The sequence below is a fragment of the Streptomyces mutabilis genome (genome assembly GCF_046628145.1).
GTDB lineage: Bacteria > Actinomycetota > Actinomycetes > Streptomycetales > Streptomycetaceae > Streptomyces > Streptomyces mutabilis.
On record NZ_CP176874.1, the window covers coordinates 5,276,526 to 5,302,818 of the forward strand.

A 26,293-nucleotide genomic window follows, 5' to 3' on the forward strand; every position below is an offset into this window, starting at 1 on the left:
CCGCCGGGCCGCTCGGTTCACCCGGCCGCCGGTGACGGCGTGGGTGCCGGTGTGGCGGTGTTCACGTTCAGGTCGGGGCGCGGCTTGAGCACCAGTACCCGCTCGCCCGGCTGCGGCGGGGGAGGGGTGACCTTCTCCCTCGGCAGCTTCGCCGGGCCGGTCTGCTGGAAGGTGACCTTGTCGTACTCGACGAGCCCGGTCTTCTCCAGCACGGTGATGTGGTCCAGCACGGTGTCGTTGGCCAGGTCGGCCAGTTGCCGCACGAGCGTGTTCTTCGTGGTGGCCCGGATCTTGGCGATGGCCGGGAAGATCTGACCGTGGGTCACCCGCATGATGTTCACGGCCGACGAGTCGAACTCCCTGCCGCTCTTGGCGTCCACCGTCGCCACGAAGTCCTCCTGCTGCGGGGAGGCCCGGTTGGGCAGCGTGATGCCCAGCTCGGGGGAGATCTCCCGGCACATCGCGTCCAGTCCGGCGTGCCCGACGACCAGGTGCTCTCCGGCCGTCTTCATCTCCTTCGTCGTGCCGCGCTCCATCACCATCTCGCCCAGCGGGTACTCCCACAGTCCGGCGGCCCGGACCTTGACCACGAAGTCCCGGTCGGCCTCGGTGAGCGGCCCGAACTTCGTACTGGCGATGACCCGGTTCTGGTTTCCGTCGGCCTTGTCCAGACCGAGCACGGCCGGGAAGGCCAGCGCGGTGAGGGTCAGGGTCATCGCAGCGAACAGGACGACGACTCCGATCCTGCTGCGGGACAGCCGCATGATGCCTCCAGGGGCGACGCGAGGAACTCGCACGTGTACGCGTACGCCAGGAGGTACGGAAACGGCGCGCGGATCTATCACCGCCGCGGCGAGGAAATTCCGTTCAGCCGATGTCGGCCCCGTACACGCGCTCGACGGCGATCGTGAGCAGTACTCGGCGGTCGGACACCATCGTCCTCCGGTACTCGTCCCAGTCCGGGTGCTCCCCGGCGGCGGCGCGGTAGTACTCCACCAGCGCCTCGACCTCCGGACCGTGCGGGTCGGTGCCCGGCCCGGTGAGGGTCGCGACACCCTCGGCGGTGGCCCAGGACCTGCCGTCCGGGGCGGTCACCTCCAGGGCGGCCCGCGGGTCCCGGCGCAGGTTCGCCGTCTTGGCCAGACCGTCGCGGGTCGAGACGCGGATGACGTCCGCGTCCGGGTCGTAGGCGGGCATGACGGGGGAGAGCTGCGGGCGGCCGTCCGACTTGATCGTCGCGAGCACGCCGAGCCGGCTCTCGGCCAGCAGGGCGCGGGGGTCGAAACGCGGTGTGGTGGTCATGGGCCGATCATCGCCCCCGGCACCGCCCGCTGTCCCCCGAACCGTCCGCCGAACGCCGCCGCACGGCAGGCCCGGTGTCCGGGGCGGTCGTCCGGCCGCTCAGGGGACCGAGGGCCCGCTGAGGTAGTTGCCGTCGCGGTCGTAGGGCCAGGCGTTGGCGACGCAGCCCTTGAGCCCCTTGATCTGCTGCATCATCGCCGGTGCGGGCCGGCCGGGGCCGGGGCAGGTCTCGTGGCCGTGGCCGATGCGGTGACCGACCTCGTGGTTGATGATCAGCGCCCGGTAGTCGCCGATGGGTCCGTCGAACTGGGGGGAGCCCAGCACCCAGCGCTTGAGGTTCACCACGACGTCCGTGCCGACCGCGCAGTTCACCTCGCCCCCGGTGTCGAGGCCGTAGGCGCCGCAGATCTCGTCGACGGTGCCCGGCGTGGCGATCTTCACCACGAAGTCGTACGACCCGGAGCTCACCAGCTTGAACGAGTTGATCCCGTCCCTGGTCCAGCCGCGGCGGTCGGCGAGCACGTCGGATATCTCGGCCGCGGCGGCGCTCGGCCGGACGTCGATGCCCTTCTCCACCAGGACCTTGTAACGGCGTACGCGGCTGCCGGTGCCCACGGTGGAGCCGTCGGCCTCGGCGGTGACGAAGGTGCCGGGACCGGTCGGGGGAATGGCGATGGTGGAGGGGGAGGGCGACGCGGAAGGGGACGCCTTCACGGACGGCGACCCGGAAGCGCCCGCGGTCTTCCCGGACGGCGACCCGGACGGGGCGTCCGTGCGCCCGGCGGCGTCCAGGGCGTCGGCGACGTCGGCCGCCTGGTCGTCCGTCACCGCGGGCCGGGTGTGCTGCCAGTGCGCGACGGCGGCGCCCGCCGCGAGCAGTACGGCTCCGGAGGCCAGGCCGCCCAGGACCAGGCGGGCGGACCTGCGCCGACGTCGGCTCCGGGCGCGGGACACGCGCCGGTCACCGCCCGGCGTCGTGCCTCGGCGGCTCTGGCGGGCGGTGGATCGGCCCACGACGTGCGTCCTCTCTTCCGGTCGGCGGGGCGCGCACGGCGGACTCCCCCGTGCTTCTGTCGCCACGGAGATCAAAGCGGAAGTACGCGCCGAAACAGCACCGGCGCGAAGTGGGGCTTCTCACACACCTGTTCGGTTCTGTCGTGCAACCCTCGGGCGCCCCGAACGGTCCGCGAGCGGCGGACAGGAGAACGGGCAACGGAAGGCGTCCGGCCGGGCACGCACACGTGCGCCGGGGCCGCCCGGTGTGAGCTGGGCGACCCCGGCGCGGTGCGTCGACCGCCGGCCCGTCAGCCGGCGGCGCTCCGCTCCCAGCGGTAGAAGCAGCGTGCCATCGCGTCCTTCGGGCCGCGCCAGGTCGCCGGGTCGTACGCCGAGACGTACGGCTCCAGCCGCTCGCTGACCCTGCGGAACTCCGGGTGCCCGGTCAGCCGGCCGATGGCCGGGGCCGGGTCCTCGTCGCTCTCGATGAGGTGCATGTACACGCCGTCACCGAACTCGAAGAGACTGCGCCGGTTGACGCCCACCAGGTGGGGCAGCTCGCCGCTGTCGGACTCGGCGAACACCTTCGCGATGTCCGGTGCCGCCCCGGGTGCCATCCGGGCGACGATCAGGGTGTGGTGCATGGGGAGGTGCCCTTCCTCGGTGTCACTGCGTCGTGTCACTGCGTGGGTGCCACTGGGCCGACGGGCCGGTGGCCCCGGCCCGGCGGTGTCAGTCGGCGAGTACCGCGGCGGTACGCCGTTCGCCCGCGGCCTGCTCGATCCGGTCCCGGATCAGCGCCATCTGCGTCCGCGAGTTGCGGTTGATGTTGTCCGTCATCCAGGCGTCGTCCACCGGGGCGTCCGGCTTCATCGCGAAGTCCTGGATCCAGCGCATCCGGGTGCCGTCCGCGGTCTCCGCGTACTCCCAGACGATGTTCATGTACTGGAAGGGGCCGGTCTCGACCCGGTGGGCGCGCACGGTGCGGGTCGTCGGGTCGGCGACCCGCTCGGAGACCCAGCTCCACACCTTGCCGTCCTTGTCCGGGTGCATGGTGAGCCGGAACGTGACCCGGTCGCCGTCGCGTTCCAGCACGTCCACGGAGGCGTACTCGCTGAACAGCCGCGGCCAGTTGTCGATGTCGTTGGTCATGTCCCAGACCAGCTCCATCGGCGCGGCGATGGAGATCTCGTTGTCGGTGTGGCCCGCCATCTCACACTCCCGTCTTCAGGGCGCCGTTGACCAGCGCGAGGAAATCCGCGGGCGTCTTGCAGCGCTCGGCCTGCTCGGGCAGGCCCAGCCCGTACCGCTTCTCCAGCTCGGCCACGATGCCCAGCAGGCCGAGGGAGTCCAGGCCGAAGGTGTCGAATCCGTCGTCGGCCTGCTGCTGGAGGGTGATCGGGTCGACGTGCACGCCGGCGGTGCGCTTCATCAGCGTCGACAGCTCCTCGACGGTCACCTGGTAGTCCAGTTGGTCGGTCATGCGGGGTCTCCTTCACTCGGGGCGGCGCCCGCCCTCGGGCCGGCGCTCACTCGGGGTTGGCGTTGGTCGGTCGGTCCTCATGCCGTGCGGGGCGCGGTGCCGTCCTTGCGCAGGACGAGCGCCGCGTTGGAGCCCATGAGCCCGCGGCCGAGGACCAGTGCCGTGCGCGGCTCGGCGGGCCGGGCACGGCCGGTGACCAGGTCCAGGTCGTGACAGACGTCGAGCACGTGCGGGGTGGGCGGGATCAGCCCGTGCTCCATGGCGAGCACCGCCGTCGCCACGTCCAGCACCGGGGCCGCGCAGTACGCCCGTCCGGTACCGGTCTTGGGCGCGGTGACCGGCACCCGCCGGGCGTGTGCGCCGAGCGCGTCGGCCAGGGCCAGGGCCTCGGCCCGGTCGGCCTCCGGGACACCGAGGGCGTCCGCGAACACGACGTCGACCTCCTCGGGCCGGCACCCGGCCTCGGCCAGCGCGCCCTGGACGGCCCGCGCCAGTCCCTCCCGGGACTCGGCCCACCGGGACGGCCCGGTGAAGGTCGCCGCGTGCCCGGCGATCGTCGCCCGCACGTCCGCCCCGCGCTCCAGCGCCGCCCGCTCCTCCTCGACCAGGAGCACGGCGCCGCCCTCGGCCGGCGCGAACCCGCAGGCCGCCTCCGTGAACGGGCGGTAGGCGCGGTCGGGGTCACCGGCGGCGCTCAGCTCGGGGTAGCCCAGCTGGCACACGATGGAGTACGGGGCGAGCGGGGCCTCCGTCGCGCCGCACACCACCGTGTCGGTGCCGCCCCGCACGGCCAGCGCCGCGTGCGCGAGGGCGTCCAGGCCGCCCGCCTCGTCGGCGGCGACCACACCGCACGGGCCCTTGAAGTCGTTGCGGATGGAGATCTGGCCGGTGCTGGCCGCGTAGAACCAGGCGATCGACTGGTACGGGCCCACGTACCGCGAACCCTGGCCCCACAGGTTCTGCAGCTCCCGCTGCCCGAACTCGCCACCGCCCGACCCGGCCGCGGTGACCACGCCGACCGAGAACGGCGACTCGACGTCCGCCCGGCCGAACCGGGCGTCCTCCAGCGCCAGGTCGGTGGCCGTCAGCGCGAAGTGCGTGAACCGGTCGGTCTGGACGAGGTACCGCCCCTCGACCGTCTCGGCCGCGTCGAAGCCGTGCACCTCGCCCGCCACCTTCAGCGGCAGGTGCGCACAGCCCTCCCGGGTGACGGGCCCGAGGCTGCTGGTGCCGTCGGCGACCGCCTTCCAGTGCGCCTCGGCCCCGATGCCGTGCGGGGACACCACGCCGAGGCCTGTGACGACGGCACGCCTGCCGCCGTCCTGCGCACGGCGTCCGGTCCGCTGTGGTCCGCTCATCGCTGCCCTCCTTCCGTACCGCTCAGCACGACCGCGGACTGGAAGCCGCCGAAGCCGCTGCCCACCGACAGCACGTGCCGCAGCGTCCGCTCCCGTGCCTCGCGCGGCACGTAGTCCAGGTCGCACTCGGGGTCGGGGGTCGTGTAGTTGGCCGTCGGCGGCACCACCTGGTGGTGCATCGCCAGCACGCACGCGGCCAGCTCTATGGAGCCGATCGCGCCGAGCGAGTGGCCCACCATGGACTTGATCGAGCTCATCGGCGTCGCGTAGGCGTGCTCGCCCAGCGAGCGCTTGACGGCCGCGGTCTCGTGCCGGTCGTTCTGCTGGGTGCCGGAGCCGTGCGCGTTGACGTAGTCGATGGCGGAGCCGTCCAGCCCGGCCATGTCCAGCGCCGTGTCGATGGCCCGCGCCATCTCCAGGCCCTCCTTGGTGAGCCCGGTCATGTGGTAGGCGTTGCCGAAGGTGGCGTAGCCGGAGATCTCGCAGTACACGTGCGCGCCACGGGACCGGGCGTGTTCCAGGTCCTCCAGGACGAGCACCGCGGCGCCCTCGCCCATGACGAAGCCGTTGCGGTCGGCGTCGAAGGGCCGGGAGGCGTGCGCGGGGTCGTCGTTGTTCGGCGACGTCGCCTTGATGGCGTCGAAGCAGGCCATCGTGATCGGGGATATCGGCGAGTCCGCCGCGCCCGCCAGGCACACGTCGACGCGGCCCTCGGCCACGGCGTGGTAGGCGTACCCCACCGCGTCCAGGCCGGAGGTGCACCCGGTGGACACGGTCTGCACCGGCCCCCGCACGCCGAACTCCTCGGCGACGGCCGACGACAGCGTCGCCGGGGTGAAGGCCCGCTCCAGGTGCGGCTCGGCCCGCCGGTCGTCCACGTCCCACCGCGAGCCGCGCTCGCTGACGAGTACGTAGTCGTGCTCCAGCCGGGTCGTGCCGCCGACCGCCGTGCCCAGCGTGGCGCCGGCCCGCCAGGGGTCCTCCTGCGCCATGTCGAGGTGCGCGTCGCGCACCGCCTCGGCGGCGGCGACCAGCGCGAACTGCACGTAGCGGTCGCTGCGCTGGACCGTGGCGAGGTCCAGCCCGTGCTCCAGCGGCTGGAAGTCGCACTCGGCGGCGATCTGCGAACGCAGCCCCGCCGGGTCGAACAGGGAGATGCGGCGCGTCGCCGTACGGCCCTCGGACAGCAGCCCCCAGAACTGGGGCACGCCGATCCCGCCCGGGGCGACGACGCCTATGCCCGTGACGGCGACCCGACGCCGGGTCATGACACCGCCTCGGCCGCGGCGGCGGGACGCTCGTGCCCGGCGCACCCGGCGTGGTCCGGGAGCGGCAGGGGGTTGCCCGCCGCGTCCTCGGTGTCGACGTGCCCGATCTCCGGCCGCGGGGCCAGCGGGCCCAGGTGGAAGACGAGACGCGCCTCGGTGTCGCCGGTGTTGCGGAAGCGGTGGCGCATGTCCTGCGGGATCAGCAGACCCTGCCCGGTGGAGAGGGCGTGCGGCACACCGTCCAGGTCCACCTCCAGGGCGCCGTCCGTGACGTAGACGAACTCCTCGGAGTACGGGTGGTAGTGCTCGGCGATGCGCTCGCCCGGCTGCACGATGGCCACGCCCATGAAGCCGCTGGTCGACCCGGCGGTGGTGGGCGTGAGGAGGGCGCGGAGGTCTCCGCCGCGGCGACGGTTCGGCGCGATGTCGCCGAGGGAGACGATGCGTACCTGCTGGTCTGTCATGTCGTTCACTCCGGGTGCGGGGAGACGGTGGGGAGGTCGGGGAGACCCGTGCGCGCGGCCGTGGCAGTGGGGGGCGCGCCGTCGGGCCCGGGCCGGCCGCGTGGATGGGTTGCGTTGTCGGGTCGTGAGGTCGGTTCGCGGAGGTCGGTCGCGGGTCCGGGCCGTGCCGGCCCGGCGCGGGGGCGGTGCCGTCGGTCCGGCGGGTGGTCCGGGGCGCGGTCCGGCGGCGCGTGGTTCAGGTGGCGGGCGAGCGCCGGTCGGTCAGGGGCGTCATACGGGCCCGCGCGAGCAGCAGCGACAGCGTCCGGGGCTCCGTCAGGGGCCCGTCGACGCCGACTGCGGAGGTGTCCAGCAGCCGCGCGGCCGCGCCGACGGCGTCGGCTGTGCCGTGCAGCCCCAGGACGGACGCGGGCGAGTCCTCGGGGTCGCCGTCCACGTCGACGAGCCGTACGACGAGGTCGTCGCGGTGGAAGACGGTGGCGGCGAGGAGCGGACCGTCCGGGGCGTGGGCGGCGGCCGCGTCCTGCCGGGCGAGCAGCCGGGCCAGTTCCGGACCGGCGCCGGCCCGCACCGGGTAGAGCAGCGCGAGCCGCCGGGTGCGCGCGTCGGAGCCGTCGCGGGACGCCACGTGGTGGACGGCCGGCATGGCGGCGCGGGTGAAGAACCGCCGGGCGGACCGCGGGTCGCGAAGGTCCCGGTCCTGCTCCAGGTGGGGGTTGAGGGCTTCCTCGACGGCCCGTACTCCGGGCTGGCGGGCGACGTGGCGCAGCGCCGCCTGAAGGTCGCCCCGCACCTCCACGGCACGCACGACGCGGTTGCCGTGCATGAAGAGCGAGGTGCGCAGCAGCCGCGTGGAGTCGTCCACGTGGGCGTCCGGCGACACGTACTCGGAGAGCATCCGGGCGACCTCGGCCTCGCTGCCGGGCCGCACGGTGAAGGTCAGGGCGTGCCGTACGACGTTGCCGCCGATCCGCGGGGCCGACCGCAGGGCCGCACCGGCCTCGGCGGACGGCGCCGGCTCGCCGAGGGTCTCCCGCAGGACGCTGTAGCGCAGGGAGCGGGTGTCGCGGACGCAGTCCTGCAACGGCTCGACGGTGTCCAGGTGCTCGTCGCTGTTGACCCAGGCCAGGAAGGGCGCCGCGCTCTCCCACTCGCTGGTCAGCAGCCACTGGGTGGGGTTCTCCAGGGACTGGCACAGCTGGTCGCTGACGTGTCCCGGCACGGCTGCCACCCGGTCGCGGATGCGCTCGTAGGCGTCCAGGAACTCCTGCTGCATGCCGTCGTGGATGTCCAGCATCAGGACGACCCGCACACGGGCTCCGTCGAACGCGGATATCGACACGCCGTCCGCGTCCGCGGCCGGTGTCGCCGCGGACGCGGCGGCCTCCGTGGACAGGGCATCCGCCGACACGGCATCCGTCGCTACGACGGGAGAGACCGTCATCCGGCCCACCTCTTCTCCGGGGTACCTCTCGTGGACTGGGGCGGCGATCGTCGCGGCGCGCGCCGTGGACGGCGGGGTGCGGCGGTCGCAGTAAGCACGATCGTGAGCCGTGCCCGCGGGGACCGCGAACCAGGAGGGTTAAGCGGGTGAAGCCTGAGCCGCCGCGGGCCTCGGCGGGCGGTACGGGGCATGCATGAAGGCCCCGGGCGCACACCCGCGCGCACCTGTCACGGGGCCAGTCACGCCACGACGGTCCGACCCGGACGTCTGCCACAACGGAGGACGAACAACGATGAACGAACGAGCCGACCGGCCCGACCGGCCCGCCGGGGCCTCCGGGACTTCCGGGTCCGCCGGGTCCTCCGGGACCCCCGGTACCACCGGGAGCGTCCCGGGAGCCGCCCACCGCGTCCCGGTCCTCATCGTCGGCGGTTCCCTGGTGGGCCTGTCGATGTCGGTGTTCCTGGGGCGGCTGGGTGTCCGGCACACCCTGGTGGAGCGCCACGCGGGCACCTCCATCCACCCCCGCGGGCGCGGCAACAACGTCCGCACGATGGAGCTCTTCCGGGTGGCCGGCGTCGAGGCGGACATCCGCAGGGCCGCCGCCACCCTCGCCGACAACCACGGCATCCTCCAGACGCCCACGCTGGCCGGCGACGCGGGGGAGTGGCTGTTCAAGCAGATCGACCCCGGCAACGGCCTGGCCCGCTTCAGCCCCAGCTCCTGGTGCCTGTGCAGCCAGAACGACCTGGAGCCCGAACTCCTCACGCACGCCACGAACCTCGGCGGAGACCTCCGCTTCGGCACGGAGCTGCTCTCCTTCGAGCCGGACGCCGACGGCGTGACGGCGATCGTGAAGAGCCGCGAGACCGGCGAGCACACCACCGTCCGCGCGGACTACCTGATCGCCGCCGACGGCCCCCGCAGTCCGGTCCGCGAGCAGCTCGGCATCGGTCAGAGCGGCCCCGGCGACCTCTTCCACAACATCAGCGTCACCTTCCGTTCCCGCCGCCTCGCCGACGTCGTGGGCGAACGCCGCTTCATCGTCTGCTACCTGACCGGCGAGGACGCCGACGGAGCCCTCCTGCCCGTCGACAACCGCGAGAACTGGGTCTTCCACGCCCCCTGGCACCCCGACCGGGGCGAAACGGTCGAGGACTTCACCGACGAGCGCTGCGCCGCCCACATCCGCCGCGCGATCGGTGACCCGGACCTGGACGTCGAGATCACCGGCAAGGCCCCTTGGCACGCCGCCCAGCGCGTCGCCCGCAGCTACCGCTCCGGCCGCGTCCTCCTGGCCGGCGACTCGGCCCACGAGATGTCCCCGACCGGCGCCTTCGGCTCCAACACGGGCATCCAGGACGCCCACAACCTCGCCTGGAAACTGGCCGCGGTCCTGGAGGGCTGGGCGGGCGAGGGCCTGTTGGACACCTACGACGCGGAACGCCGCCCGGTCGCCGAGGCCACCAGCGCCCGGGCCGCGGCCCGCTCGGTGGAGCACAGCCACCCGGGCTTCGCACCGCCGCCGGTCATGGCAGGCGGCGCCCCCGACGGCGGGCCCGGCGGAGCCCCCGGCCCCGGCGGCGGCCCGCAGCGCGGCATCCTCAACGTGGCCCTCGGCTACCGGTACCCCCAGGGCGCGGTGGTCGGCGCCGACCCGGCGACCCCCGTGGTCCCGGAGGGCCTGGGCCTCACCGGTGCCCCCGGCAGCCGGGCCCCCCACCTCTGGCTCCGCCCGAGCGGCGGCGACGCCCGCGTCTCCACCCTCGACCTCTACGAGGACTCGCTCGTCCTGCTCAGCGACGCGGCCCAGCCCACCGGCTGGCACGAGGCGGCGACCCTGCTGGCGGCCGACCTGCGCGTCCCGCTGAAGTCGTACCGCGTGGGCGGGACCCCGGAGGCCGACCTTGTCCAGGAGGACGACGACACCGACTGGGCGAGGGCCCACGGGGTGACCCGGGGCGGCGCGGTCCTCATCCGCCCCGACGGCTTCGTCGCTTGGCGTTCCCCGGGCCCGGCCCCGCACCCGGAGTCCATGCTGCGGCAGGTCGTGCGGACGGTACTGGCCCTGACGTGAGGTGAGATGCGGGCCCGCGGCGCGGACGGGCGACTGCCTCCCCGCGCACGAGGGCGGGGAGGCGGGCCGACGGACGGGCCCCGGCAGGGGCGGCGGGCTGTCGTGCCCCGGTCGTCAGCCGTCCGCGGGGCCGCCGGGGACGACGCAGGAACGGCTGTTCTCCCAGCCCCACCCGTCACCGTCGGGGTCGGAGGAGCCGCCGTCGACGCAGTACGGGTAACCGTTGGGGGCCGTGCCCGTGCCCGTGCCCGGGCCGCCACCGCCGCCGTAGACGGTGGCGGTCTTCGACGTGGCGGCGATGCCGTCGCGGCCGTTGAAGATGCGGTCGCCCCAGGCGGTGAGGGAGTTCGCGTCGAAGCCGTTGACCATGTCGAGGTACTCGACGCCGCCGCCGTTGCCGCTCCACGACCAGCCGAGGTAGCCGATACCGAGGGACTGCGCGGTCGCCATGATGGCGTCCTCGTCGGGGTTGCCGTCGCTGTGCCGGTCACCGAACTCGCCCACCACGACGGGGAGTCCGTTGCCGACGAAGTGGTTCAGGTAGTCCCGCACCTCGGTGGCCGTGTCGTAGACCCCGTACATGTGGACGGAGAAGACGGTGTTGCGGTCGGGGTCGGAGGCGAAGACCGAGGCCGCGTTGTCCCGCATGGTGCCGGACCAGTCCTGGCCCCAGTTGGGGGCGTCGACCATCAGGGCGTGAGCGAAACCGGCGTCGCGCAGCTTGCCGATCGCGTTCTTGGTGGCGTTGGTCCACTCGCCGTAGTTGTTGTTGCCGAAGGGCTCGTTGCCGATGTTGACGACGACGTAGTCCTCCTGGCCCCGGAGCGCGTCCTGCACGCTGATCCAGTAGTCGGCGGCCCGGTCCAGGGTGGTGGCGGCGCCGTCCTCGCCGTAGCCGGTGGTGTCGTGCACCTCCAGTACGCAGATGACCTTGTTGGCCTTGCACTGGCCGACGAGGGCGGAGACCTCCGAGGCCGTCGTCCGTGTCCAGCGGTCGCCGCTGCTGAGCACGACGCGGACGGTGTTGGCCCCCTTGGCCGCGATGTCGGCGATGGAACCCGTGCGGTCGGGGTACCAGGCGTGGGCGTGGTTGACCCCGCGCATGACGAAGTCGTTCCCGTCGGCCTCGACGACGCGTCCGTCGCTGACGCGGATACCGGTGGGCGCGGCCTCGGCCCGGCCGGCGAACGGCCCGGTCAGCGGGAACATCAGGCCCATGACGGCGGCGAACGCCACGCCGGCCGTCGTGATCAGGGTGCTTCTCGGCTTTCGCATGTCTCTCCTACGTCTGACAACGATGTCTGGCGAAGGGCGGCCACTCCCGGAGGGGGAAGGTGCGCCGCACGGTGGTGGAAACGGAACGCACCGAGCAACTCGTCGCGGTACGCGGCGACTTCGGCCGGGCAAGGTGCCTGACGGCCGTCGCCCCACCATGACGCATCGAGTGTTACGTCCATGTCAATAGCCGGTTCACGATTCATTCAGGGGCGGGGCGTGGGCCGTAGAAGCTAAACCGCTAAACCGGCTGGCCAGTGGATATGAATGTCGGGAAGCGCCTGTCACCAGGGAAAATAGTCATCGCATGACTGATTGACGGTCCGTAGGTCCGCCCATATCGTCAATGCCATTAACCGGTAAACCAGGCCGTGAAGCCGCACCCACCGCACCAGCGCCCGACCACACCTGAGGGGCGCGACATCACGCCACGCCCCTCGAATTCCGTACCGCCGCCTCAGCCCCGGGGAGAGGCGGTCGATGCGCGCGGCACCAGCGACGGTGTCGCCACCGGCCGGGAGACCACCTCCCGCCCGTCGAGCACCTCGAACAGCACGCGCGTGACCTGGGCCCCGAAGCTGTGCACGTCGTGGCTCATCGCGGACAGCGTCGGATGGGTCAGCCGGCACAGCTGGGAGTCGTCCCAGGCCAGCAGCGACAGGTCGTCCGGCACCGAGATGCCCATCTCGGCGGCGACGCCGAGCCCGGCGACCGCCATGATGTCGTTGTCGTAGAGGATCGCCGTGGGCCGCTCCCGGGCCAGGAGCAGGGAGCGGGTGGCGCGCGCCCCGTCGTCGCCCGAGAAGCTCGTCTCCGCGTGCGGGCCGCTTTCCAGGCCGAGTTCCCTCATGGTCTGTTCGAAGGCGGTCGTCCGGATGGCGCTGTGCCCCAGGCCCCGGGGGCCGCCCACGTGCGCGATGTGCCGGTGTCCCAGAGCCGCCAGGTAACGCACCGCTTCGGCGACGGCGGCGGCGTCGTCGGTCCAGATGGAGGAGAAGCCCCCGGTGAGGGACGGGTGGCCGACCGCCACGGCCGGCAGGCCCAGCTTCCGCAGCGGTTCGATGCGCGGGTCCTCCTGGTGGAAGTCGACCAGGATGGAGCCCCCGATCTGCCGCTCCCGCCACCAGCGCTCCTGGAGGCCGATCTCCTCCTCCACGGAGTCGACCAGTCGCAGCAGCAACGAGCAGTCCCGCTCGGCCAGCACGCTCTCGATGCCGGAGATGAACTCCATGTAGAACGGCTCCAGGCCCAGCAGCCGGGCCGGCCGGCAGATCGCCAGTCCGACGGTGTCGACGGACTGGCGCGACAGGCTGCGGGCCGAGGAGTTCGGGGCCCAGCCCAGATGCCGGGCCGCCGCGAAGATCCGCTCCCGGGTGGCCTCGGAGACGCCCGGTTTGTGGTTGAACGCCAGCGACACCGCGCCCTTGGACACCCCGGCCGCCGCGGCGACGTCCTTGATGGTGACGCGTTCGGAGGGTGCACTCACGCCGGTTCCACGCAGTACAGCGCGGCACGCACGGCGTTGGCGCCGGTCTCGGCCGCCCCCGTGACCCGCAGGCGGGCCCGCTCCCCGGGAAGCAGGGTGCGCAGTCCGGTGTCGCAGGCGGCGTCCGGGCCGAGCCGGTCGGCCTGCAGGAGCAGGTCGCGTACGAGAGTGTGTGCTGTCACCACGACCTCGACAGTACTCGCCTCACCACCGACCCGGGACTCCACGGCGACGTCGTAGCGGGGCACCGGATACGCGAAGTCCTTGTCCGGCACCGGAACGTGGAGCGCGCGCAGCCCGTCGCAGTCGGCGACGAGCAGTTCCTTGCCCGAACGCTCGTCCGGCACCAGTTCCCGCGGCACACCCTGCCGGCGCACCGACCGGGGGCCGACCGCCACGTCGAGCACCAGCCGTGCCACCTCGGTGCCGTCCGCCCGCACCCGGCGCAGCGTGACCGGGGCCCGCCACGGCTCGGCGGCTTGGTTCACCACCGCGAGCACCGGCCCGTCGGTGCCCGGCTGGAGGGTGAGGAGCCGGTCCGCGTAGACGCGCCGCAGCTCGTGGTAGAGGGGCTTGAGCCGGCCGTCGCCGTCGATGGCGGCCCAGGAACTGACCGGCCAGCAGTCGTTGATCTGCCAGACGACGGTGCCGGCGCACACAGGCCAGTGCGAGCGCCAGTGTTCGATGCCGGTGGCTATGGCGCGGGCCTGGACGACCTGGGTGAGGTAGTGCCAGCGGTCGAAGTCGTCCTCGGGCAGCGTGAAGTGGCGCTCCACGCCCCGGTTCAGCTTGCCGTTGCCGTCCTCGGCCTTCTGGTGGTGCAGCATGCCGGGGGAGTCGGGGGCGAGCCGTTCGCCGGGCAGCGCGCGCCGCAGGGTGGCCATGGCGGGGGGTGCCTGCCAGCCGAACTCCGAGACGAAGCGGGGCACCGAGTCGCGGTACTCGGCGTAGTCCCGGCGGTTCCAGACCTCCCAGGAGTGGTGGGTGCCGTGGGCCGGGTCGTTGGGGTGGTGGTCCCACGAGCCCGACCAGGGGCTGCCGGCCGTGTAGGGCCGGGTGGGGTCGAGTTCGGCGACGACGCGCGGCAGCAGGTCCAGGTAGTAGCCGCCGCCCCACGAGTCGCCGGCGAGTGCGGGCTCCCAGTCCCAGTCCCGGAAACCCCACAGGTTCTCGTTGTTGCCGTTCCACAGGACGAGGCTCGGGTGCGGCATGAGCCGGACAACGTTGTCCCGGGCCTCCGCCTCCACCTCGCCGCGCAACGGCTGCTCCTCGGGGTAGGCGGCGCAGGCGAAGAGGAAGTCCTGCCAGACCATGAGACCCAGCTCGTCGCAGGCGTCGTAGAAGGCGTCGTCCTCGTAGATCCCGCCGCCCCAGATCCGCACCAGATCCACTCCCGCCCCGGCCGTCTGCCGCAGCCGCCGGCGGTACCGCTCCGGCGTGATCCGGGACGGGAACACGTCGTCCGGAATCCAGTTCACCCCGCGGGCGAAGACCCGTACGCCGTTGACGACCAGGGTGAACCCGGTCCCGTGCTCGTCGGGGGAGCGGTCCAGCTCCACGTTCCGGAAGCCGATCCGCCGCTGCCAGGAGTCCAGCGGCCGCGCCCCCGGGGCGTCCTCGGCCAGCGTGACCTCCAGGTCGTAGAGCGGCTGCGCGCCGTAGCCGCGCGGCCACCACAGGGAGACGTCGGGAACGTCCAGCGTCACTACGGCCTCCGTCCCCTCGACCGTGGCACGGGCCTCGACGCCGCCGACCGCCGCCCGCACGGCGAGCGAACGGTCCGCGCCCTGTCGCGTGCGCTCGACCTCCACCCGCAACTCGACCCGGCCGGTGCCGTCCTCGACCGTCACCAGGGGCCGCACCTCGGCCAGCCTCGCCGTCGACCAGTGCTCCAGCCGCACCGGACGCCAGATACCGGCGGTCACCAGCGTCGGCCCCCAGTCCCAGCCGAAGCTGCACGCCATCTTGCGGATGTACTGGAACGGCTCGGGGTAGACGTTGGGCCGCTCACCGGTCAGCGCGCGCACCGAGGCGGCCTCGTCGTAGGCCGAGGCGAACTCCACCTCCAGCAGCCCCTGGTGACCGGTGACGTCGAAGCGGTACCGGCGGTGCATGTTGCGGGTGCGCCCCAGCTCCCGCCCGTCCAGGGTGACGGTCGCGGCCGTGTCGAGTCCGTCGAAGACCAGATCACTCCGCTCGTGACCGTGGCCGGCGGTTTCGGTGCCCGCCAGGTCGCGGGCGTAGGTCCAGGCGCGCCGGCCGACCCAGGCCACCTCCTTCTCGTTGACGCCGAGGAAGGGGTCCGGGATCAGGCCGGCCGCGAGCAGGTCGGTGTGGACACAGCCGGGGACCTGAGCGGGCAGCGGCCCCTCGCTGTGGCGCAGGCTCCAGCCCTCGGTGAGCTGGACGACTTCCTTCATGTGCGGCTCCTTAGGCGGGACGGGCCCGTTTCATGTGCGATGCGGATCAACCTAACCCCACAGAAGTGAACCGGTCTAGCCCTCATTCCTTGACAGGAAACCTCGCCTTTCCACGGCGCAACCCAGCAGTTCCATGAAGGACCCTTCCGCCTCCGGTAACGATTGGGTATCGCGGTGAAGTTCTGAGCTTTACCGGTTCATCGACGGCTGACATAGTCGCCGACAACCACCGGAGCCCGAGCCGTGATCCTTGGAAGGAGCTGGGCACATGGGGAAGAGGACGCTGAGCGTCGCTCTGCTCGCCACCGCGATGCTGACCGTCGCGGGGTGCAGTGGGGGCGGGAGCCCGAACGCCGACGAGACCGCCGCCGCACCGGTCAACCCGGACGGCGTCTCCGGGAACATCACCGTACTGACCAACCGCACCGACCTGATCCAGGACGGGACGATGAAGAAGTACGCGGCCGAGTTCAACAAGACCTACCCCGAGGTGAAGGTCGAGTTCGAGGGCCTCACCGACTACGAGGGTGAGGTGAAGATCCGTATGAACACGGAGGACTACGGCGACGTCCTGCTGATCCCCTCAGTGATCGCCAAGGGCGACTACCCGAAGTTCTTCGCGCCGCTCGGCGACACCTCGTCCATGAAGGACACGTACCGCTTCACCGACAAGACGGACGTCGGCGGCAAGACCTACGGCATCGCCACCTTCGGCACCGCCAACGGCTTCGTCTACAACAAGGCCGTGTGGAAGAAGGCCGGCATCACCGACTGGCCCACCACGACCCAGCGGTTCCTCGACGACCTCGAGACCGTCCAGGAGAAGACCGGCGCCACCCCGTACTACACCAACTTCAAGGACGGCTGGCCGCTCAGCAGCCCCTGGACCAACAGCGTCGGCTCCGTCGCCTGCGACCCCCAGGCCTCGGACAAGCTGGCCGAGACGGCCAAACCCTGGGAGAAGGGCACGGAGCTCAACACGCTCGACACCCTGCTGCACGACATCGTCCACCGGAAGCTGTCGGAGAAGGACCCGGCCACCACCAACTGGGAGAGCTCCAAGACCCAGCTGGCCAAGGGCGAGATCGGCAGCATGATGCTCGGCTCGTGGGCGATCAACCAGATGCGGGACGCCGCCGAGAAGGCCGGCGAGAACCCCGACGACATCGGCTTCATGCCCGTCCCGGCCCAGACGGGGGGCAAGTTCTGCGCCACCCTGGTCTCCGACTACCAGCAGGCCGTCAACATCCACTCCGACCACAAGACCGCGGCCCGCGCCTGGATCGACTGGTTCACCGAGAAGTCCGGCTACGCCACCAAGGAGGGCGCCGTCTCCGCCCTGAAGTCGGAGGGTATGCCGGACACTCTCAAGGAGTATGTAGACAACGATGTCAAGATGGTGGAGCGCTCCGAGGCGGACACCGCCGAGGTCAACGCCATCGACAACGCCTCCGAGATCGGCCTGGCCAAACCGGACTACCGCCAGAAGCTGATCGACATCGCCCGCGGCGCCGTGGACGGATCGCTGGACGGCTACTTCGACGAACTGAACAAGCGCTGGTCCGAGGCCAGGACGATGGCCGGTTCCTGAACCGGGACGGCCGGCTCGCGAACCGGTCCCCAGCCGGGTCCCTCCCTCGACGGGAGGGATTCCGCGCCACGGCGCCCCCCGTGGAGCGCGCCCCACGCCCGTGCAGAGCGCGTGCAGAGCGTGCCCCATGCCTCGTGCGGCGAGCCCTTGCCGCCGCCCCGCGCCCCAGTGCCCTCAGCGGACGACGAAAGGCCCTGGCCCCGCAATGACCCGCACCGCTTCCACCGCATCACCGCCCCACCCGCCCGCCGAACCGGGCCGGACGGCCGAACGCTCCTCCCGGCACCGCGCGCCGGGCGGCGCCTCCTGGCGTGAGAGGCCGTTGCGCCGCATCACACCGTGGCTCTTCCTCCTGGCACCCCTCGCGCTCCTGGTCACGTTCACCTACGTGCCCGTGGGCAACATGATCTACTACAGCTTCACCGACTGGGACGGCGTCAGCCCCGACCGGAACTTCGTCGGCGGCGACAACTACTCCGAGCTGTTCACCCGCCCCGAGCTGTTCAAGGTCTTCGCGGTCAGCCTCTACTACCTCGCGGCATCCGCCGTACAGATCGTCATCGCCCTGTACTTCGCCGCCGTCCTCAGCTTCGACCTGCGCTTCAGGAACCTGTTCAAGGGCATCCTGTTCTTCCCCTACCTGATCAACGGGGTCGCGATCGGCTTCGTCTTCCTCTACTTCTTCCAGGACGGCGGCACCCTCGACTCCGTCCTGTCCTGGTTCGGCGCCGACACCGGCCACGCCTGGCTCGGCAGCCCGGAGTCCGCCAACACCTCGCTCGCCGGCGTGTCCGTATGGCGCTTCACCGGCCTGAACTTCGTCCTCTTCCTCGGCGCGATCCAGTCCATCCCCGGCGAGCTCTACGAGGCCGCGCAGCTCGACGGCGCGAGCCGGTGGCAGCAGTTCCGGCACATCATCGCGCCCAGCATCCGCCCCGTGCTGAGCCTCAGCGTCATCCTGGCGATCTCCGGCTCACTGTCCGTCTTCGAGATCCCGTACATCATGACCGGCGGCGCGACCGAGACCTCGACCTTCGTCATCCAGACGGTGAAGTTCGCCTTCCAGTTCAACAAGACCGGCCTGGCCTCCGCCTGCGCCGTCGTGCTGCTGGCCGTCATCCTGCTGATCACCTGGATCCAGCGCCGCATCGTGCCCGACGAGAAGGTGGACCTCGTATGACCATCACCGCCCCTGCCCAGGACCGGCCCCGCCGACGCCTCCGCATCGGCACCGCGCTCACCTACCTGTCGCTGATCGCCGCCTCCCTCGTCGTCCTGGTCCCACTCCTCGTGGTCTTCCTGACCTCCCTGAAGTCCTACGACGAGATCGCCGACGGCCAGGGCGCACTGGCCCTGCCGGACGACTGGCTCAACTTCTCCAACTACGCCACGGCCTTCTCCGACGGCCACATGCTGACGGCGTTCGGCAACACGGCCTTCATCCTGCTGTTCTCCATCACCGGCACCGTGATCATCGGCTCCATGACGGCGTACGCCGTCGACCGCTTCGACTTCCGCTTCAAGAAGCTGGTCATGGCCCTGTTCCTGATCGCCACCCTGGTGCCCGGCGTGACCACCCAGGTCGCCACCTTCCAGGTGGTCAACAGCTTCGGCCTGTTCGACACCCGCTGGGCGCCGATCCTGCTCTACATGGGCACCGACATCGTGTCGATCTACATCTTCCTGCAGTTCATCCGCGGGATCCCGAAGTCCCTCGACGAAGCGGCGCGGCTCGACGGCGCCAACTCCTTCACCATCTACCGGAAAATCATCTTCCCGCTGCTCAAGCCGGCGATCGCCACCGTGGTCATCATCAAGGGCATCACCACGTACAACGACTTCTACATCCCGTTCCTGTACATGCCCTCGGAAGAACTCGGCACCATGTCGACGGCCCTGTTCCGCTTCAAGGGACCGTTCGGGGCGCACTGGGAGAACATCTCCGCCGGAGCCATCCTCGTGATCGTCCCCACGCTGCTGATCTTCCTCTTCCTCCAGCGCTACATCTACAACGGCTTCGCGCAGGGGGCCACCAAGTGACGAGGGACGAGTGACGAGTGATGAGGCCGTGACGAATGACGAGTGATGAGTGATGAGTCCGTGACGAGTGACAACTGACGAGTGAGTGACGAGTGGCCCGCTCCGCCCCGGAAGCCGGGCCTCAACCGCCGGAAGACCCGGGCGAGCGGCGCCCAGTCACCCGCCCGGGTGCCAGCAGCCCGAACCGGACGTCCCGCCACAGGGCGCGGAGCCCGGACCTGTCGTCGTCGGCCAGGTGATCACCGGGAACGCCCCAGCACCTGACCGGCGTGGTGTCGGCGCTGACCGCCGGCCAGCCCGGGTCGCCGGTGGCCGCGAAGTCGGCCCAGGAACGGAGCATGCGGCGGGACAGGGCGCGGTCGTGTTCGTCGGGGGCGCCACCGATGAGGAAGTCGGCGCCGACGGCGTCCAGGTTGCCGAAGGCGAAGGGGACGTCGCCGGTGTGCCAGGGCCTGGCCGCTCCGCGCCTGCGGGCGAAACGGGCCAGGTACGCCCGCCCGCCGGCCCTCGCGTGCCGCTCCGCGAGCCGGGTGGTGTACTCGCCGAACTGAGCGTCGCCGAAGACGGCCAGGTAGCGGTCGAGCACGGAGGCGTCCGGCATCAGCGCACGGTAGCCGTCGACCAGGCGGGCCGGCAGGCACAGGGCCTCGGCGAAGTCCGCCAGCTCCTCCTCGGTGGTGACCTCCCGCACGGCTCCCACCGCATGGAGGAACCGGTACTCCTCCAGCGCGTGGCACACCAGCAGGTCCACGTCCCGCGCCGCCCCGGAGGCGAAGGCACGCAGCGGGTCCGCGGGCAGCACCTCGCCGTCGACGACGGGCTGGAAGATCACGGAGTCATAGGCGTGGATCGCCGCCACCGGTTCGGCCCCGCAGCGCGCGGCGACCGCGTCGGAGGCGGCCACCAACTCCGCGGGCGACAGGGACAGCAGCCCCTTCGCCGTCGGATCGACCCCGCCCTGCGCCGCGACCCTCTCGGTGATCGCGGCGGCGAGTCCCACCGTGTAGAAGGCGTTGGGCACACTGTGCGCGACGGCCCGCCGGAACAGTCCGCGGATCCGCGTCCGCTCCATGGCCATCAGACAGGCCACCGACCCCCCGCCGGCAGAGTGCCCGGCGACCGTGACGTTACCGGGGTCGCCGCCGAAGGACGCGATGTTCTCCCGCACCCAGCGAAGCGCGGCGACCTGGTCCAGCAGCCCGCGGTTCTCGGGAAAGCCGGGCACATGACCGAACCCCTCAAAACCCACCCGGTAGTTGCAACTGACCACGACCAGCCCGGCGCGGGCCAGGGCCGTACCGTCGAAGTCGGGCTGCGCGGAGGACCCGAAGGTGTAGGCGCCCCCGTGGATCCAGAAGAACACCGGCAGCGCACCGCCACCCACCCGCTCCGGCACCCACACATTGACGCTGAGCACGTCCTCGTCGCCGACCCGCCACACCGGCGCCCCCGGCAACTCCGCCGACTGCGGAGCGATGGCACCGAACTCCGTGCAGTCCCGAACCCCGTCCCAGACCGACGCCGGTCGCGGCTCCCGGAAACGCAGGGCCCCGAAAGGCGGGGCCGCGTACGGGATCCCGAGCACGGCAGTGACCCCGTCGACGGTCTCCCTGCCCCGTACCCGGCCGCTCGTCGTCTGGAAGGCCACTTCAACTCCGTACGCTCGTCGACTCGTTGCGTGGAAGTCTCGCTCAACACCCGGACGACGGAGCCGTGAAGGCCCCTTGAATCGGCGAAAGCCTTACCGTGACGTAGGGATCGCAGCCGCAAGGGCGGACGACGAGCTGTCCACCAGTGGCCACAATCGGCACTTGCGGCACCCGCCTGCACTTGGTACCACGAGGGAAGTGACGTCGACCGAGCCGCCCGGGCAGCGTCAGCAGGCAGCCGGGCCGGCGGCGAGCCGGGGCGGCGGCGGTGCCGCGAGGGGGCGGTTGTGACGGGTTCAGCTCGTGCGACGGGGGAGAGCGCTTTGCGTGAACCGCCTGGGCCCAAGAGACCAGGGTCGGGTACGCCCGTCACGGACGTCGTCGTACTTGCGGGTGTGGAAGCAGGCTCGCGGCTTTGCCTTCGTGCCGGGGAAAGTCTCGTCCGTCCTGGCGGCCCGACCGTACGACCTGCGGCACGCGGGTGTCTCCCAGTTGCTGAACTCCGGCGTGACCGCTCCAGAAGTGGCGGCGCGTGCGGGGCACTCGGTGGATGTGTTGCTGAAGATCTACGCGAAGTGCGTCGCCGGCCAGGAACAGGAAATCAACGACCGGATCCTGAAGGGCTTGGGGGAGGACTCGGACGGCTAGAGCCAAGTGAACTGATGGTCATAGAAGCCCCGGAGATTTCCGGGGCTTCCGCGCTGTTAGCGCACGTCAGAGGAGGCGAGCTTCACGAAGTGCTCCAGCGCGTCTCGTGCCTGGTTGCCACGCGCACTCAGTTCCGTCTTGTCAGATGCTTCGTGCGCCCCGGCCGTCAGTTCGTAGGCCTGTCGTGCGGAATCGATCACCGTTTGGCTGCTTGCGATGAGCTGGACTCGGAACAGCGCATGGAGGGCGATCCCACGAAGGCGGTACGCCTCAACGCGAGCCTCGAAAAAGGCGGGGCCGTCTGGGTCCTCGTCCTTGCGATGCCAGCGGTCGTGTTGGCCTCGCCGGAACTCGGTTACTGCTCCGGCGAAGTCGCTGTACACGGTCATTCGCTCAGAGCGGAGCTGCTGTTGAGCCGCGAACATTTGGTCACGCGCAGCCGCTCGGCGCTGGAACAGGTGCGTCACGGCAACGCCGAGCAGAGTCCCCAGAACTGCGATCAAAGCTGAGAGAACACCGGCCACGGGGAGCAGGACACCACAAGATCTTCCACGTGCCCAGACGCACGGGCGTTCGCGCGGCCCTGAAACGGTGCCTGACCTGCCAGAAAGTCCGCCAAGATCATTACGCGGTCATTACGTGATCACTGTCACCGGCCGCATCCGACTGCGCATACGACAAGACCCCGCACCCAGCTAACTCGCTGGTGGCGGGGTCTTCAGGCACTTCATGCGAAGTGCTCCCGGCAGGATTCGAACCTGCGCACACGGCTCCGGAGGGCGCTGCACCTCGCAGCATCCTTCCTGTTCAGCGCCTTGTATGAGGTGGAGGACCGCATATCGGTCCACGAATGGTCCACGGCCCCTAACGTGGGCGGGCGTGGGCTTTCGCGGTTCCCTCCGTGCCCCGCCGGTCGGGACGACGGCTGGGCCGCAAGAGCAACGGTCCGTTCTGGCGCCGCCTTGTCTGATCCCCTGCCCCTGTTGCGAAGCGTTGACCCGCACCGCACTCCGCGTGCTCCCTCAACGCCTCATGTCACGCTGCGACTTCGTCTGGATCTTCCTGGTGACCTGACATACCATCAAGTGATGATCGGTAGTTCGTGGGGGGTGCGGCAGTGACGCAGGAGCAGTTCGCTTGGCTCTCGGAGGCGATATCAGCCTTCGGCGCGTCGTGCAAGGCCATGGTGAACGGCCCGGGCGACCCTGAGGCGTCCATCCGCCCGCCGATGCAGAAACTCCTGGAGACTGTGGGCAGTCATGATGCCCTGGACGGAGTTCTGTGGCACTCCGAAACTCCTCTGCGTGACGTGGGTGTACGCCCCGACTATGCCGTCGAGGTGCATGGCGACATCGTCGGTTACATCGAAGTTAAACGTCCCGGTCATTCTGTTGACCCGGAAAAGTTCACTGGGCGCAACAAGAAGCAGTGGGAGCGACTGCGTGACCTGCCGAACGTGCTCTACACCAACGGCACGGAGTGGCGACTCTTTCGAACCGGGGAGCAGATCGGCACACCGGTCGTTTTCGAGGGCGACTTGGCCAGTGCAGGACGGTCGCTAACCGCTCGTGAGCCCGCAGCGTTCAACAGTCTCCTGAGGACCTTCCTACACTGGGTTCCCGAGCCAATCCGCCATGCCTCGGCTCTGGTTCGGCGCACTGCGCCGCTGTGTCGCCTGTTACGCGCGGCGGTCCTGGAGCAATTGGAGTTCGAGAGCAGGTATGCGGCGGAGGGTGGGCGTCCTGAGGAGTTGCGGTTTACAGGGCTGAAGAACGACTGGCGCAGACTGCTCTTTCCGACGGCTGATGACGCCACCTTCGCCGATGGCTATGCCCAGGCAGTGACTTTCGCGCTGCTGCTGGCGCGCACCGAGAACATCTCCTTGAAGGGGGTGGGGCTGCATGAGGTTGGTCGGCGGTTGGACGCCGGGCATGCCTTGATGGGCAAGGCCCTTCAGCTCCTCACCGACAACATCACGGTGAGCTTCGAGGTCAGCCTCGATTTGCTCATTCAGGTGATTGACGCAGTTGACTGGGCATCGATTCGTAAGGGCCGGCGGGATGCATATCTGCACCTATACGAGTCGTTCCTGGAAGTGTACGACGAGAAGCTACGGCAGAAGAGCGGCTCATATTACACTCCGCGGGAAGTGGTCGAGGAAATGGTGCGTCTCACCGAGGACGTGCTGCGTACACGCCTGGGCCGCTCGGACGGATATGCGGACGAGAACGTGCGCATCGTCGATCCAGCCATGGGAACAGGCACGTACCTCCACGCGGTCATTGAACATGTCGCCGCCTGGGCCGCAGAGAACTTCGGCCCCGGAGCAACGCCAGATGCGATAGGTGATCTAGCGAACCGCCTGATCGGTTTCGAGCTGCAGATGGGGCCCTTCGCTGTCGCCGAGCTGCGGACCTCGGATCTGCTTAAGCGGCATCACGCGGTTGCACCGCCGGATGGGATGAAGCTTTTCGTCACCGACACGTTGGACGACCCGTATCTGGCTGAGGAAACCCTCGCCTCGACGTACGGAGTGATCTCGGAGTCTCGTAAACGGGCGAACCAGGTGAAGGCCAGCACGCCAGTCACCGTTGCGATCGGTAACCCGCCCTACGACGACAAGGCCAAGGGGCGCGGCGGCTGGGTCGAGAAGGGCACACCCGCGCAGGGCGTGGCTCCCATCGAGGCCTTCAAGTGGCCTGGTAACGGCCGCTATGAGCACGTGCTGAAGAACCTCTATGTCTACTTCTGGCGCTGGGCGACCTGGAAGGTCTTCGACGCCCATCCGGAGGACCAGCATGGAGTCGTCTGCTTCATCACGCCCTCCGGGTTCACTACTGGGCCTGGCGGGCGTGGCATGCGGGACTACCTGCGGCGCACCTGTGACGAGGGCTGGATTATCGACCTGTCTCCGGAAGGGCACCGCCCCGATGTGGCCAGCCGGATTTTCCCAGGTGTTGCCCAGCCTCTGGCCATCTGCATCTTCGTCCGCAGTAAAGACACCGACCCTGAGCGGCCCGCCCGTGTCCATTACCGCGCCGTCCACGGCAAGCGAGGCGTCAAGTACCGCCAGCTCAAGGAGATCCGGCTGGACGACGACGGTTGGCAGGACACGCACTCGGATGCCATCCGCCCCTTCCGCCCGGCCACTGAGACGGGGTGGGAGGACTTCCCCGCTCTCGACGATCTCTTCCGCTGGGGGAGCCTGGGCATCACTGCTAACCGCTCCTGGGTCAACGGCCCCAGCAGGCAGGTGCTTGAGAAGCGATGGGCGCGTTTGATCCACGAGAACGATCTGGCTAAGAAGGCGGAGCTACTCAAGGAGACACGGGACCGTTCGCTGCACGCCAGTAGGGATCCTTTGCCCGGACAGCCGGCGCACACCCAGGAACTCGCAGTCGAAACAAACCTGGCGCCTGACCTGGTACGCATCGCCATGCGGAGCTTCGACCGGCAGTGGCTGATCTCCGATAGCCGCGTCATCGACTTCGCCCGGCCGGCGTTGTGGGAAGCCATACAGCCCGATCAGCTCTTCCTGAACCAGCAGTCCTCGCACGAGATCGAAACCGGGCCTGCGATCGTTGCCACCTCCCTGCTCCCCGACACCCACCATTTCAACGGCCGCGGGGGCAAGATCATGCCGATCCTTCATCCGGACGGCACTCCCAACGTGCATCCCCGCCTTCTCGCGTACCTTGCATCCCAACTTGGCATCGACGACGTCACGGTGCACGATCTGGCTGCATACGCGGTGGCTGTTGCTGGGCATGCCGGATTCACTAAGCGGTTCACCGAGGAGCTCCTCACCCCAGGCGTGCGGCTGCCGCTCACTCGCGATTCCGCCCTGTGGCACGAAGCGGTGCAACTGGGCAAGCGCCTCTTGTGGGCCTCGACGTACGGGGAGCGCTATCCCGATCCGGAAGACGGCCGACCGGCCGGAGACGTCCTCTTTCCGCTAGGCGATGCGCGCCGACTTCGTTACGACCAGCACATCGGGGCGGAAGTCCCCGCCGAAATCCGGTACGCCGAGATGACCGGCACCCTGCACTTGGGCGGCGGGCATGTCAGTCCTGTCCCAGCCGAAGTGTGGAACTACGACGTCGGCGGCATGCAGATCATTAAGAAATGGTTCGGCTACCGAAAGGCCAACCCCAACAGCCGCAAGACCAGCCCCTTGGACGACTTGCATGTCGAGTCTTGGCCAGCCGACTGGTCGCGGGAGCTCATGGAACTGCTTTCTGTGCTGCGCCGACTTGTTGACCTCGCGCCCGCCCAGCAAGACCTGCTCGATCGCGTCCTCGCCGCCCCCACGATTACTACGGCTGACCTTGAAAGAGTCGGCATCCTGCCGGTCCCCGACAAGGCCCGCAAACCCCATCGCCGCGTTGTGCTCCCAAAGGAGGCCGGCGAGGAAGCGTAGGGTCTGGTCAGTGCGCCCAACGCTCCACGTATGCCATCGCCTCGGTCAGGCTCCATGCCCCGCTGACGAGCTGGCGGAGCGCGTGCAGTTCTGCGCTGAGGGAGGGTGTGCGTCGTTGGAGGTCGTCGGCGAAGGCGGTCACCTCGGCCAGGCGCGTTGAGAGCACGGCGCACTCGGCTTCGAAGTGCACTGCCCTTCCGCGCGGCGTGATGGCCAGGCGCTCTGCTCTGACCTCCAACAGTCCCATCCAGCTGAGAGTTTGCACATCGCCCGGGAGGCTCGCTTCTTCGAGGTCTCGGACCGCTACGGAGACCGGATCCGCTTCGGGGTGTGGGAGCTCGGCGAGCATGAGGTGTCGCAGAAGTTGGAGTT

Annotated in this window: 22 protein-coding genes; 6 read left to right on the plus strand and 16 right to left on the minus strand. The window is 70.2% G+C overall.

Annotated features, from left to right (window positions below; genetic code table 11):
- Nucleotides 1–17: 17 nt before the first annotated feature.
- The 10 genes from ACLIN4_RS23925 to ACLIN4_RS23970 all read right to left on the minus strand — a co-directional run bounded on the left by ACLIN4_RS23925 (nucleotide 18) and on the right by ACLIN4_RS23970 (nucleotide 8,315).
- A complete protein-coding gene (locus ACLIN4_RS23925; RefSeq protein WP_289908750.1) occupies nucleotides 18–764 on the minus strand; it encodes a DUF4142 domain-containing protein in 747 nt (248 codons plus the stop codon).
- A 103-nt stretch (nucleotides 765–867) separates the two neighbouring features.
- Complete coding sequence (locus tag ACLIN4_RS23930) at nucleotides 868–1,302, minus strand: PPOX class F420-dependent oxidoreductase (protein WP_100046661.1); 435 nt, start codon at nucleotides 1,300–1,302, stop codon at nucleotides 868–870.
- 99 nt (nucleotides 1,303–1,401) lie between these two features.
- On the minus strand, nucleotides 1,402–2,316 hold the full coding sequence (locus ACLIN4_RS23935) for a DUF3152 domain-containing protein (protein ID WP_100046660.1): 915 nt from the start codon (nucleotides 2,314–2,316) through the stop codon (nucleotides 1,402–1,404).
- Nucleotides 2,317–2,606: 290 nt separating this feature from the next.
- On the minus strand, nucleotides 2,607–2,942 hold the full coding sequence (locus tag ACLIN4_RS23940; protein WP_100046659.1) for a TcmI family type II polyketide cyclase: 336 nt from the start codon (nucleotides 2,940–2,942) through the stop codon (nucleotides 2,607–2,609).
- An 88-nt stretch (nucleotides 2,943–3,030) separates the two neighbouring features.
- Entirely contained in the window at nucleotides 3,031–3,510 is a 480-nt protein-coding gene (locus ACLIN4_RS23945) for an SRPBCC family protein (protein WP_100046658.1), read from the minus strand.
- A gap of 1 nt (nucleotide 3,511) precedes the next feature.
- Nucleotides 3,512–3,781 carry an acyl carrier protein gene (locus ACLIN4_RS23950; RefSeq protein WP_107479789.1) on the minus strand — a complete coding sequence of 90 codons (270 nt, stop codon included), beginning with the start codon at nucleotides 3,779–3,781 and terminating at the stop codon, nucleotides 3,512–3,514.
- Between the two features lie 77 nt (nucleotides 3,782–3,858).
- Entirely contained in the window at nucleotides 3,859–5,139 is a 1,281-nt protein-coding gene (locus ACLIN4_RS23955; RefSeq protein WP_107479788.1) for a ketosynthase chain-length factor, read from the minus strand.
- The gene (locus ACLIN4_RS23960) at nucleotides 5,136–6,407 is read right to left on the minus strand and encodes a beta-ketoacyl-[acyl-carrier-protein] synthase family protein (protein ID WP_289908748.1); all 1,272 of its coding nucleotides are present in this window, start codon (nucleotides 6,405–6,407) and stop codon (nucleotides 5,136–5,138) included. Before ACLIN4_RS23960 ends, ACLIN4_RS23955 begins: the two co-directional genes overlap by 4 nt.
- On the minus strand, nucleotides 6,404–6,871 hold the full coding sequence (locus ACLIN4_RS23965) for a cupin domain-containing protein (RefSeq protein WP_019326886.1): 468 nt from the start codon (nucleotides 6,869–6,871) through the stop codon (nucleotides 6,404–6,406). Before ACLIN4_RS23965 ends, ACLIN4_RS23960 begins: the two co-directional genes overlap by 4 nt.
- A gap of 235 nt (nucleotides 6,872–7,106) precedes the next feature.
- Nucleotides 7,107–8,315, minus strand: coding sequence for a SchA/CurD-like domain-containing protein (locus tag ACLIN4_RS23970; RefSeq protein WP_411576189.1), 1,209 nt, complete (start codon nucleotides 8,313–8,315; stop codon nucleotides 7,107–7,109).
- A gap of 292 nt (nucleotides 8,316–8,607) precedes the next feature.
- Between ACLIN4_RS23970 and ACLIN4_RS23975 the strand changes: the two genes are divergently transcribed.
- Entirely contained in the window at nucleotides 8,608–10,392 is a 1,785-nt protein-coding gene (locus ACLIN4_RS23975; RefSeq protein WP_411576190.1) for an FAD-dependent oxidoreductase, read from the plus strand.
- Nucleotides 10,393–10,506: 114 nt separating this feature from the next.
- Here the strand turns inward: ACLIN4_RS23975 and ACLIN4_RS23980 are convergent, their stop codons facing one another.
- From ACLIN4_RS23980 to ACLIN4_RS23990, 3 genes are all read right to left on the minus strand, one after another.
- Nucleotides 10,507–11,667 (minus strand): cellulase family glycosylhydrolase, encoded by a 1,161-nt coding sequence (locus ACLIN4_RS23980; protein WP_411576191.1) that lies wholly within the window; start codon nucleotides 11,665–11,667, stop codon nucleotides 10,507–10,509.
- Nucleotides 11,668–12,124: 457 nt separating this feature from the next.
- Nucleotides 12,125–13,153 (minus strand): LacI family DNA-binding transcriptional regulator, encoded by a 1,029-nt coding sequence (locus tag ACLIN4_RS23985; protein ID WP_307652117.1) that lies wholly within the window; start codon nucleotides 13,151–13,153, stop codon nucleotides 12,125–12,127.
- Nucleotides 13,150–15,573: a glycoside hydrolase family 2 protein gene (locus ACLIN4_RS23990; RefSeq protein WP_307652116.1), complete on the minus strand. Its 2,424-nt coding sequence runs from the start codon at nucleotides 15,571–15,573 to the stop codon at nucleotides 13,150–13,152. Before ACLIN4_RS23990 ends, ACLIN4_RS23985 begins: the two co-directional genes overlap by 4 nt.
- A gap of 268 nt (nucleotides 15,574–15,841) precedes the next feature.
- On the opposite strand from ACLIN4_RS23990, the gene ACLIN4_RS23995 reads away from it, so the two are divergent.
- The 3 genes from ACLIN4_RS23995 (at nucleotide 15,842) to ACLIN4_RS24005 (ending at nucleotide 19,204) form a co-directional block, all read left to right on the plus strand.
- Nucleotides 15,842–17,164 carry an ABC transporter substrate-binding protein gene (locus ACLIN4_RS23995; RefSeq protein WP_307652115.1) on the plus strand — a complete coding sequence of 441 codons (1,323 nt, stop codon included), beginning with the start codon at nucleotides 15,842–15,844 and terminating at the stop codon, nucleotides 17,162–17,164.
- A 205-nt stretch (nucleotides 17,165–17,369) separates the two neighbouring features.
- Nucleotides 17,370–18,344 (plus strand): carbohydrate ABC transporter permease, encoded by a 975-nt coding sequence (locus ACLIN4_RS24000; RefSeq protein WP_100049331.1) that lies wholly within the window; start codon nucleotides 17,370–17,372, stop codon nucleotides 18,342–18,344.
- On the plus strand, nucleotides 18,341–19,204 hold the full coding sequence (locus ACLIN4_RS24005; protein ID WP_307652114.1) for a carbohydrate ABC transporter permease: 864 nt from the start codon (nucleotides 18,341–18,343) through the stop codon (nucleotides 19,202–19,204). Before ACLIN4_RS24000 ends, ACLIN4_RS24005 begins: the two co-directional genes overlap by 4 nt.
- Before the next feature lie 121 nt (nucleotides 19,205–19,325).
- Here ACLIN4_RS24005 and ACLIN4_RS24010 read toward each other — a convergent pair whose 3' ends face one another.
- Nucleotides 19,326–20,852 (minus strand): carboxylesterase/lipase family protein, encoded by a 1,527-nt coding sequence (locus ACLIN4_RS24010; RefSeq protein ID WP_307652113.1) that lies wholly within the window; start codon nucleotides 20,850–20,852, stop codon nucleotides 19,326–19,328.
- 328 nt (nucleotides 20,853–21,180) lie between these two features.
- Here ACLIN4_RS24010 and ACLIN4_RS24015 point away from each other — a divergent pair, with 328 nt between their 5' ends.
- Nucleotides 21,181–21,501: a hypothetical protein gene (locus ACLIN4_RS24015; protein ID WP_411576192.1), complete on the plus strand. Its 321-nt coding sequence runs from the start codon at nucleotides 21,181–21,183 to the stop codon at nucleotides 21,499–21,501.
- A 56-nt stretch (nucleotides 21,502–21,557) separates the two neighbouring features.
- On the opposite strand, the gene ACLIN4_RS24020 is transcribed toward ACLIN4_RS24015, so the two are convergent.
- Complete coding sequence (locus tag ACLIN4_RS24020; protein WP_289908742.1) at nucleotides 21,558–22,025, minus strand: hypothetical protein; 468 nt, start codon at nucleotides 22,023–22,025, stop codon at nucleotides 21,558–21,560.
- 593 nt (nucleotides 22,026–22,618) lie between these two features.
- Here ACLIN4_RS24020 and ACLIN4_RS24025 point away from each other — a divergent pair.
- Nucleotides 22,619–25,921 (plus strand): type ISP restriction/modification enzyme, encoded by a 3,303-nt coding sequence (locus ACLIN4_RS24025; RefSeq protein ID WP_411576193.1) that lies wholly within the window; start codon nucleotides 22,619–22,621, stop codon nucleotides 25,919–25,921.
- A gap of 7 nt (nucleotides 25,922–25,928) precedes the next feature.
- On the opposite strand, the gene ACLIN4_RS24030 is transcribed toward ACLIN4_RS24025, so the two are convergent.
- The gene (locus tag ACLIN4_RS24030) at nucleotides 25,929–26,111 is read right to left on the minus strand and encodes a hypothetical protein (protein ID WP_411576194.1); all 183 of its coding nucleotides are present in this window, start codon (nucleotides 26,109–26,111) and stop codon (nucleotides 25,929–25,931) included.
- Between the last annotated feature and the right edge of the window lie 182 nt (nucleotides 26,112–26,293).